6 protein-coding genes and 1 pseudogene are annotated in these 8,680 nt (G+C 46.5%); 3 read left to right on the top strand and 4 right to left on the bottom strand.

The window, feature by feature from the left end:
• The 4 genes and pseudogenes from RMO84_RS18135 to map form a co-directional block, all read right to left on the bottom strand.
• Positions 1-390, bottom strand: a pseudogene (locus tag RMO84_RS18135) (hypothetical protein); the annotation flags it as partial.
• Between the two features lie 198 nt (positions 391-588).
• Positions 589-1,818: a DUF1501 domain-containing protein gene (locus RMO84_RS18130; RefSeq protein ID WP_310489840.1), complete on the bottom strand. Its 1,230-nt coding sequence runs from the start codon at positions 1,816-1,818 to the stop codon at positions 589-591.
• Positions 1,819-1,864: 46 nt separating this feature from the next.
• Positions 1,865-3,391 carry a DUF1800 domain-containing protein gene (locus RMO84_RS18125; protein WP_310489839.1) on the bottom strand — a complete coding sequence of 509 codons (1,527 nt, stop codon included), beginning with the start codon at positions 3,389-3,391 and terminating at the stop codon, positions 1,865-1,867.
• Positions 3,392-3,482: 91 nt separating this feature from the next.
• Positions 3,483-4,310, bottom strand: coding sequence for a type I methionyl aminopeptidase (gene map, locus RMO84_RS18120; RefSeq protein WP_310489838.1), 828 nt, complete (start codon positions 4,308-4,310; stop codon positions 3,483-3,485).
• A 344-nt stretch (positions 4,311-4,654) separates the two neighbouring features.
• On the opposite strand from map, the gene RMO84_RS18115 reads away from it, so the two are divergent.
• From RMO84_RS18115 to RMO84_RS18105, 3 genes are all read left to right on the top strand, one after another.
• Positions 4,655-5,896, top strand: coding sequence for an OFA family MFS transporter (locus RMO84_RS18115; protein ID WP_310489837.1), 1,242 nt, complete (start codon positions 4,655-4,657; stop codon positions 5,894-5,896).
• A 198-nt stretch (positions 5,897-6,094) separates the two neighbouring features.
• A complete protein-coding gene (locus tag RMO84_RS18110) occupies positions 6,095-6,628 on the top strand; it encodes a DNA phosphorothioation-associated protein 4 (RefSeq protein WP_310489836.1) in 534 nt (177 codons plus the stop codon).
• Positions 6,629-6,746: 118 nt separating this feature from the next.
• Positions 6,747-8,363, top strand: coding sequence for a B12-binding domain-containing radical SAM protein (locus tag RMO84_RS18105; protein WP_310489835.1), 1,617 nt, complete (start codon positions 6,747-6,749; stop codon positions 8,361-8,363).
• Positions 8,364-8,680: the final 317 nt, after the last annotated feature.

The raw sequence follows: 8,680 nt of genomic DNA, 5'->3' as shown, positions 1-8,680 counted from the left end.
GGTGAGTAACAAGACGCCGACAGAACTCCAATAATCTAATGCTGTAATGCCACTTGCAGCTAAATAATATAAGCCGATCGCCGTACCTAAATGCAACCCGATCGCTACAATTAAAGACTTCTTCGCAACACCGCTAGCGTATTGAATTTGGCGCGTTTCGACAGCAATGCCTTGGAGCTGAGATTCTTGCCCTGTCTGGGCTACCCCTTTAGCTTTGAAATAGATATTCCAGGGTACCGTGACGATTAAAATCGTCCATTCAAAAATTCCAATCCCGATCGCCCAATCCCACAAACTACCGACTGGCATCTGAAACCAATTCAATAAACCAAAAGCTAATAAAGCGATAAACAGCAATCCAGAATTAAAAACTGCGATGTTACCGTACATAATCTATTTTTCTCATTCACATTTGCTTACGTTCCATTGTGAATGAGCAGCTATTGGCTTGGCGATCGGCTTATGCTACTTTCTCAACTGCACGATCTCGATCGATAAATTCGATCGCACTTTCATAAATGATGATGTCGATCTTAGTTAGGCTAGGGCTGAATCGAGACAGTGAACTTTCTCGATCGAGTATGGCTATTATGTGGTGAGATCGAGGATTTGGCTGGCATATGTAGGAAACACTTGCTGCAACTGAGTTTTATCCACAGCTAGCTGGCGAGTTAATACCGTTGCCAACACATCGCGAAAATCGGTCGTCACCGCTAGATCTCGCCCCTGGTAGCGTTGCGCTGGCTCCAATCCAGCCCACTTGCCATACACCTTCCCGCCGCGAATGCCACCACCGAGCAGCCACATCACATTCCCATGCCCATGATCCGTTCCGCCGTTACCATTTTCCTTCACCGTCCGCCCAAACTCTGACATGACGACGACAGTAGTATTTTGGTAAGCCGATCCCAATCCGGTTTGGAGGGCGATTAAACCCTTGCCTAATTGCTCTAGATTGCGGGCTAATTGCCCTTGACTGCCGCCTTGATTGATATGAGTGTCCCAACCGCCGACAGCTAAAAAAGACACCTGAATGCGGGGATCTCGGGCCATAAGCCGCGCCAAACGCTGGGCATCGCCAGGAAAACCATTGGGCAACGTCGCGCCATTATTGGCCATCTTCGTCTCTGCGGCGAGATCCTTGAGGAGTTCTGTACGAGCGGCGCGCCCCTCACGATAAGCCCGACGGAGGGCATCATTGCTGCCATACAATCGATCGAATGCTGTAGCTATTTGGGGTCTGTCGATTTGCATCCTATTCCCCGCACTCCGTCCCGATGCCAGATTGGCGACGGCTCTTTTACCCAAGAGAATGCGCGGTGCGATCGCACCGACGCTGACAGCCTGAATCGGGTTTTTGTCCGACATCACGCCCAACAATCGATTCAGCCACCCATCGCGGGTGGTTTTGATACCTGGGGTACCGCTTTCGAGATAGTCTTGCGCGTCGAAGTGGGATCTAGTGTCATCATTAGAACCGCTGGCATGAACGAAGGCGAGGCTTTTTTGTTGCCACAGCGGGAGTAAGGTTGCTAATGCTGGATGCAGGCCAAATTGGCCGTCGAGATCTACTGCCCCATTGGGTTGTCCTGGTCGGGGAATGGCGATCGTCGGTCGATCGGTATAATATGTGGGTTCTTGGTAAGGGACGACAACGCTTAAACCATCGATCGCACCCCTAAGAAAGACGACAATTAATCTTTGTGGATGGGGATTACTAGCGGCGAGACTACGAGCTGCCCAGCCATAAGTGCCGATGCTAACTAGGGATGATGTGGAAAATAGACTCGATTGAATGAGAAATTGCCGACGGTTCATAAGATTATCGATCGCAAAATATGCCAAATAATTAATAATAGCTAGCTTACTTTTTCATGAATTCAGGACTGCCGAGAATTAATGCTGCCCGAATTTCGGGATTACTGGCGGAGATCGCCTGTTGTGTTTGTGCCGAAAAATTATTCCCTAAAGTTGCTGCCAATTTTACCGGATCGATCGCGACCATTGGAGCAGTTGGTACAGAGCTAGATGCTGTAGTCGTTGCGGCTGAAATTGGTAATTTACCATTCGCTAAATTCGTTGCAAAATTGAGTCTTCTGGTCATGCTATCGGGATTCAACCAAGCTTCTTGGGTATTTTTATAACCGTTGGGACTGATACAGCCATAAACTGGCATTCCCAATTGACTTAATAAACTATTTAACGGTTTGACGTTATTAATATCTAATCCAGTCGATCGAACTGCAGAAATTGTATACTGATACGGTGTTTTGAATTTAGATCCATAGTATTTACGATTCCAAAATTCAGGGCTATGGAAGAGAGTATCGAGTACTAATTTAATATTGCCGTCGGTAGCTTTAAATCGCTTTGAAAGCTTATCGACTAGACTTTTTGGCGGATTATCGTTGACAAAGTATTGAGCCAGTTTGAAGCTAATCTGACGAGCGGTGCTGGGATGTCGCGAGAGCAAATCTAGAGCGCGTTCGCCTTCGTCAATACCCGTACCCGCAATCTCGCGATCGAGAAACTTTTTAGTACTGAAATCGTGTCGATCGGGATTGAATTGAAAACTATAACCATCGGGTACTTTCTGCCCTGGTTGCTTGAAGCCCCAACCTGTGAAAATCTTGGCTAAGGCAATTACATCATCTTGCTTATAGCCGCCATCGACACCGAGTGTATGGAGTTCCATTAACTCGCGGGCATAATTTTCATTCAAGCCGCGTTTGCCGTTTCGATTTGGGTTAGGCGCGCTATTTTGCCAATTATCTAGATAAAATAACATCGCTGGATGTCGAGCCGTTGCCCCTAATAAATCCCTAAATTTACCCAGGGCATAGGGTCGAATTGCTTGTTGTTCGTAAGCACCCACCCACAACCGATCTAGTCCTTTTTCGGCATAGACATTGAAATGGTTGTACCAAAAATCCACCATCACTTCTTGCAGTTGTCTGTCGCTATAAATCGATCGCCATAATCTCGCTTCGATCGCTTGCTGGGTTACTTGTCTAGCTTGTTGTTGTAGAACTTTATTTGGTGCTGGCGACAACTGGGAATTGAGAGGATTATACCGTTGAAATAGTTCGACTGGTGAGAGATTAACTGCATCCAATTTAGCTAGTTTTTCGGTAACAATTGGCGATTCGGAGATCGCGTCGGGATTGAGTTGTTGCTGGATATATCGCTCGACCCCCATCTCCTGGACTCGATCGATTTCACCAGGTCGAATTCCCAGTGTCAATCGATTGAGCAGATGGAAGACCTTTGGATTAACTGATGCTGCTTGGGCGACATTATTAAATGTCAATAGGCATAAAATACTAACAGCAAATAAATATTTATGAGTCTTCACGATCGCCATGGGTGGAACGAAGATAGAGATAAACATATCGACTAAAGATCTAAAAATCCACTAGAGCTAGATCGTACGATCTAGCTCTAGTGGATTCATCAAGCAGCAGGTCAAACCGAATTTTTAATTAGACCAAACTGCGATCAGTCAGAATTTCATAACCATCTTTGGTCACTAACACAGTATGCTCGAACTGTGCCGATAGAGATTTATCGACAGTTACTGCCGTCCATTTATCAGGCATCATTTTAGTAATCTTCGATCCGGCATTGATAATCGGTTCGATCGCCAGCGTCATCCCCGCTCTGAGTTTCACATTAGGCATCTCGCGCGTGCGGAAATTAAATACCGATGGTTCCTCATGGAGATTGCGCCCAACGCCATGTCCGGTGAAATCTTCAACGATACTAAAGCCATTTGCCTCAACATGGTCTTGAATCGCCCCTGCGAGGTCTAGCAGGTAAGCACCTTCTTTGACCTGTTCGATCCCCTTATAGAGTGCTTCCTCGGCTACTTGAATTAGTTTAGCCGCTGCGGGTGTAACGGTACCGACGCCGATCGTGATACAAGAGTCGCCATGAAAGCCTTGGAAGAAAGCACCAGTATCAACTTTGAGCACATCACCCTGCTTGATCGCTCTTTTGCGGCTGGGGATACCGTGTACGGCTTCATTATTGATGCTGGCGCAAATCGATGCCGGAAATCCATATAAGCCCTTAAAACTTGGAATTGCATCCATCTCCCGAATTCGTTTCTCTGCATAGGCATCTAGATCTGCTGTCGTCATCCCTGGCTCCACCATCGCCAAAATTTCTTTTAAGACAGTCGCGACAATCCTGGAAGATTGGCGCATGATCCCAATTTCCCGCTCGGTTTTGATTTGAATCCCCTTTTGTTGCTTTTTTTCGCGGGTGGGTTGCTGCTTTTGTAAAAGTAAATCGCTGAGAATATTCATATCGTGATGGAGCAGGCTGGGTGAAGGTGAGTTAGTTGGGAGTTGGGAGTTGGGAGCGGGTGAGACTGTATCCTTCTCATCTTAATACTTTCTTCGATCGTTGGCATAGGTGCTGCACAAGAGAACTATGCGAATAAATCGCCGATCGAATCGATCGATCGCCATCGAGATGAAACAGTACCCAAAAAGATTGTATTTTTACTTTGGCCGGAGGTCTACTTTCCGCTCGATCGCGATCGAGTGTTTTTTTGCACTTGTACTGTATGCGATAACTCACTTTGCGTTTATACTTCGTACCTTATAAGTATAAAATTGTCTAGACTATTGAGACGTAAAAGATCTAAATGAACGACCTTAAAATATTTGGCTTACCTGCTCGGCAAGGTCGATGGCTATTTTTACCCCTGGGCATTACAGCGATGCTCTGCTTGGGTACCGTTTATTCCTGGAGCATTTTTCGCAAGCCGCTGACCGAAGCTTTTAAACAGCAAGGCATAACCATTGGGGCAACAGATACATTGCTACCTTTTGCGACATTGCTGGTAGTATTTGCAATTTTGATGCCGATCGCCAGTAGGTATATCGAACGTTATGGTGCCTCTAAAGTGACCGCTGTCGGGGGGGTAATCGTTGGCTTGGGATATTTCCTTTCAAGTTTCGCCACCAGTATTCCCTTATTGATTGTTACTTATGGTCTGATTGGTGGAGCTGGCATCGGTATTGTCTATGGTGTACCGATCTCTGTCACCGCTAGGTGGTTTCCCGATCTCAAGGGGTTGACTGTCGGTTTAACTGTAGTTGGCTTTGGTTTATCACCATTGATTACCGCACCACTCGCCAAGTTTTTAATCGATACTTACGGCATCGACAGCACGTTTAGAATTCTCGGGGTAACTTTTACCGCGATCTTACTCGCGATCGCAACTCAGCTTAGGTTTCCGCCCGCAGACTGGCAGCCCAGTCCTCAGTTTATTGCCAGCCGAACGAGTATTGAGCCAGATCGCTTGCTGAGTTCGCCAAGCTTTTTTGCACTGTGGAGCTGCTATGCGATCGGTACCCTGGCTGGTTTGATGGCGGTCGGGATTGCAACTAACGTGGGCAAGGAAATCATCGGACTCGATACCAATACAGCTACGGCATCGGTATCGATTTTTGCAATCTTTAATGGTGCCGGTCGTCCAATTTTCGGTTGGTTAACCGATCGCATCAAGCCCAAAATGGCCGCGATTCTCTCTTATGTGATGATTCTAGTTGCCTCGATCGTCATGCTAAATACTGGTAAAGGTCAGGTTATCAACTATTTTTTTGCCTTCAGTTTACTCTGGTTGTCTTTGGGCGGATGGCTAGCGATCGCCCCGACAGCAACACTGTCGATGTTTAATCCCGTTAATTACACTAAAAACTATGGCATAGTTTTTACAGCTTATGGGGCAGGAGCTTTAGCTGGAACACTAGTTGCTGGTAATGCCAAAGATATTTTTGGTAGCTATACCAATGCCTTTATTCCGACTGCAATTCTCTCGATTCTGGGCATCTTAATTGCAACTTTCGCGCTCAAACCCGATCCCAAAAGTCAGCAAGTATAAATTGGACAATCGAGTCGAAAACTCTAGCTGAGTGTATCGGAAATAAAATAAGAATTCCTTGTGAAAGCAGAATTGCGAACCAGTTTACTTAGTATTATTTCGACATCTATCGATCGACCTCTTGAAACTAGTATTTTAATATTCTTTGAAGCTATTTAGCAAAACAACACACCTTATAATTCAACTTCCAACTCATTCATGTCTGAAAATCGGATTCGAGTCGCTAAAGACAAAGCTGAATTAGTCAAATCGTTAATTGCCTCGACTGAAAACAACAGTCCTTTTCAGACCTTTGCCGACGTAATTTTATTTGCTGCCGTGCTAGGTGCCAAAAATAAACAACGTCGGCCATTGGGTGAAATATCGAAAAAAGAACCGGGGCCGATTAGCATCGAGATCTTTCTCGCACATGGTTACGATCCGGTGATGAAACTAATTGCGATCGCGGCTACTGAAAATATTAATGTGATTTCACCAGATCGATCGGATGTCGAACAACAGCGGATTCATATTTTTGAAGAATATGCCAACGGTGGCTTGGAGCTACTCGATCGCGAGTTGTGCGGGGCTGTAGACTATACAGAGCGGATTTTGCTAATGTTGTCAGTCGATGCCAAGCAAAGGGCGACTCTGCCAAGTCAAGCTGCCGATCCAAATACACCTAAAATAACCGGCACAGATCCCACCGCCACTGCTCCCATCGAATTCGATCTGCGAAAATTCTTGGGATAAATCGTGCTAAATATGTTGTCAACGAAACAAAACCCATTAAACTAAGGTCAGTTAAGTTTAGTTGTATGCGTCCATCATTCCACCTAACGGGGAATGCCGTTACTTGGAGATAATATTTATGAACGTTCTGCTGCTCTATCCTCGCTTCCCCAAGAGTTTTTGGTCGTTTGAGAAAATGATCGAGCTAATGGGTCGTAAAGCTTTGATCCCACCGTTAGGATTGATTACCGTCGCTGCTATTCTTCCCCAAGAGTGGAACTATAAGCTGGTCGATTTAAACGTTCGCGAAGTTACCGAAGCTGAGTGGAGTTGGTCGGAGTTGGTGATTTGTTCGGCGATGATCGTTCAAAAACCAGATTTACTCGCCCAGATTCAAGAAGCCAAACGCCGTGGCAAGCGCGTCGCCGTCGGTGGCCCTTATGCTACGGCTTTACCGAACGAGGTGTCAGAGGTTGGAGCCGATTATTTAATTTTAGATGAAGGCGAACTGACGATTCCCTTATTTGTCGAAGCAGTCAAACAAGGCCAACTCTCGGGTACCTTCCGCGCACCAAATGGCGAACGTCCCGATGTGACGACTACTCCCATCCCTCGCTTTGAACTGCTGGACTTCGATGCGTATGCCGAGATGTCCGTCCAGTTTTCGCGCGGCTGTCCGTTCCAGTGCGAGTTCTGCGATATTATCGTCCTCTACGGTCGCAAACCTCGGACTAAAGATCCCGCCCAAATGCTCAAGGAACTCGACTATCTTTATGAATTGGGTTGGCGGCGCAGTATCTTTATGGTCGATGACAATTTCATCGGCAACAAACGCAACGTCAAACTGTTGCTCCAAGAATTGCTACCGTGGATGGTCGAGCACAAGTATCCTTTCTCCTTTGCCACTGAAGCCTCGGTCGATTTAGCTAACGACCAAGAGCTGATGGATATGATGGTCAAGTGTAACTTTGGTTCCGTGTTTCTGGGCATCGAAACTCCCGACGAGGAAAGTCTGGCACTGACTCAAAAACACCAAAATACTCGTAGTTCCCTTAGCGAAGCAGTCGAACGCATTGCCAGATCGGGGATGCGGGTGATGGCCGGATTTATTATCGGCTTCGATGGTGAGAAAACAGGTGCAGGACAACGGATCGTCAAGTTTGTAGAACAGACAAACATTCCGACTGCCGTATTTAGTATGCTGCAGGCATTACCAGATACCGCGCTATCCCATCGGTTGGCCAAAGAAGGCCGCCTGCGCGGTACGGCAGATGGCAACATCAACCAAACCACGTTGATGAACTTCGTCCCCACCCGTCCGCTCGAAGACATCGCCATTGAATATATGGATGCTTTCGATGAATTATACGAGCCATCGAAATTCCTCGATCGCACTTATCGTCACTACCTGATGCTTGGCGAAGCTACCTATCCTTATAAAGGTGAAGGTCGTAAGAAAGCCATCAGTTTGCTGGTAATTCGCGCCCTGCTAATTATCTGCTGGCGACAAGGTGTAGTTCGTTCCACCCGTTGGCAGTTCTGGCGCAACCTCTGGAGCATGTACAAGCTCAATCCAGGTGGGGTCAGTAGCTATCTGGTCACATGTGCCCAAATCGAACACTTCTTGGAGTACAGAGGCATTGTCCGTCGCGAGATCGAATCTCAACTGGCAGATTTCCTGGCCGAAGAAGCTAGACTCAAAGCGACAGCAACTGAAGGGGTTAAAGTTGAAGCAGTTGCTGAAACAGTTGCCTAAATAGTAGATCTGACGATCGCTAAAAAATCTGGGTAGGGATAATTCATGACGCGATTCGCGCTCCTCGGTTTTCCCGAGGGTTTAGCGACCCAAATCACGCGGAGGTTCCCTCCGCATGTGTTTGGGTCAAGACAGCGAATCAAGACATTACCCCTACCCAGATTTTTTAGCGATCTTTTGGATTAATTATGTGAGTAATCGACGATTACTTCTTTCTGCTTATCTTGATATATGTCCCACATTTGGCGATAAGCCGCTTCCATATCTAGCGTAAATTGTTTGGCATTCCAGACAGGTGCCGTAGTTCTACCCGATCG

This window comes from Chamaesiphon sp. VAR_69_metabat_338, assembly GCF_031423935.1.
Taxonomy (GTDB): domain Bacteria; phylum Cyanobacteriota; class Cyanobacteriia; order Cyanobacteriales; family Chamaesiphonaceae; genus Chamaesiphon.
This window is presented reverse-complemented; position numbering and strand designations above follow the sequence as displayed.